The organism is Burkholderia sp. BCC1993, assembly GCF_905339865.1.
In the GTDB taxonomy this organism is placed as follows: domain Bacteria; phylum Pseudomonadota; class Gammaproteobacteria; order Burkholderiales; family Burkholderiaceae; genus Burkholderia.
The window spans coordinates 1-1,703 of sequence record NZ_CAJPGZ010000045.1 but is presented as its reverse complement, the minus strand read 5'-3'; the positions used below and the strand labels follow the sequence as shown (position 1 = coordinate 1,703).

The following is a 1,703-nucleotide window of genomic DNA, read 5'->3' as shown; positions in this document are numbered from 1 at the left end:
CATCAACTCGCTGTCCACGGGCCTCAGCTCGACCAACAGCTCGGTCGCTTCGCTGTCGACTTCCACGTCGACCGGCCTCTCGTCGGCTAACAGCTCGATCGGCTCGCTGTCCACTTCGACCTCGACGGGCATCAACTCGCTGTCCACGGGCCTCAGCTCGACCAATAGCTCGGTTACGTCGCTTTCGTCGTCCACGTCGACGGGGCTCTCGTCGGCTAACAGCTCGATCGGCTCGCTGTCCACCTCGACCTCGACGGGCATCAACTCGCTGTCCACGGGTCTCAGCTCGACCAATAGCTCGGTTACGTCGCTTTCGTCGTCCACGTCGACCGGCCTGTCGTCGGCTAATAGCTCGATCAGCTCGCTGTCCACCTCGACCTCGACGGGGATCAATTCGCTGTCCACGGGCCTGAGCTCGACCAACAGCTCGGTCGCTTCGCTGTCGTCGTCCACGTCGACCGGCCTGTCGTCGGCTAACAGCTCGATCGGCTCGCTCTCCACGTCGACCTCGACCGGTATCAGCTCGCTTTCGACCGGCCTCAGTTCGACCAATAGCTCGGTGGCTTCGCTGTCGACCTCCACGTCGACGGGGCTCTCGTCGGCAAACAGCTCGATCAGCTCGCTGTCCACCTCGACCTCGACGGGCATCAACTCGCTTTCCACCGGCCTGAGCTCGACCAACAGCTCGGTCGCGTCCCTGTCGACCTCCACGTCGACCGGCCTGTCGTCGGCAAACAGCTCGATCGGCTCGCTGTCCACCTCGACCTCGACGGGCATCAACTCACTGTCCACCGGTCTGAGCTCGACCAACAGCTCGGTCGCTTCGCTGTCATCGTCCACGTCGACCGGCCTGTCGTCGGCTAACAGCTCGATCGGCTCGCTCTCGACCGGCCTCAGCTCGACCAACAGCTCGGTCGCGTCGCTGTCGACGTCCACGTCGACCGGCCTCTCGTCGGCAAACAGCTCGATTTCGTCACTCTCCACGTCGACCTCGACCGGCATCAACTCACTGTCCACCGGCCTCAGCACGGTCACGACCAAGACCGACAATCTCGGCAACAGCACGGCCTCCGCCCTCGGCGGCGGTGCGAAGTACGATCCGACGACCGGAACGGTTTCCGCTCCGGCGTACACGACGTACAACGCGAATGGCACGACGTCGACCGCCAGCAGCGTCGGCTCGGCGATCGACAGCATCAACAGCCAGGGCATCAAGTACTTCCACGCGAACTCGACGGCAGCCGACAGCCAGGCGCTCGGCACCGACTCGGTCGCGATCGGCCCGAATGCCATCGCCAACAACACCGGCGACGTCGCACTCGGCAGCGGCTCCGTCACCGACACGCCCAACGCGACGCCGACGGGTACCGTTGGCGGCGTGACCGCCACGTTCGCGGGCGGCAATCCGAGCAGCGTGGTGAGCGTCGGCAACGCGGCCAAGGGCACGACGCGTCAGATCACCAACGTCGCAGCAGGTCAGATCACGCCGACCAGCACGGACGCGATCAACGGCTCCCAACTCTTCGCGACCAATTCCATCGTGGATTCGCTGTCGACGACGGTGTCGTCGTCCAGCAGCGCAATCTCGTCGCTGTCGACCGGCATCACTTCGTTGTCGACGGGGCTTAGCTCGACCGACAGCTCGGTCGCTTCGCTGTCGACCTCCACATCGACCGGTCTCTCGTCGGCAAACAGCTCGATCA

At 64.5% G+C, this 1,703-nt stretch carries 1 pseudogene; it reads left to right on the top strand.

From position 1 onward, the window contains the following. A pseudogene (locus U4Y91_RS36470) lies at window positions 1-1,703 on the top strand (hemagglutinin); the annotation flags it as partial.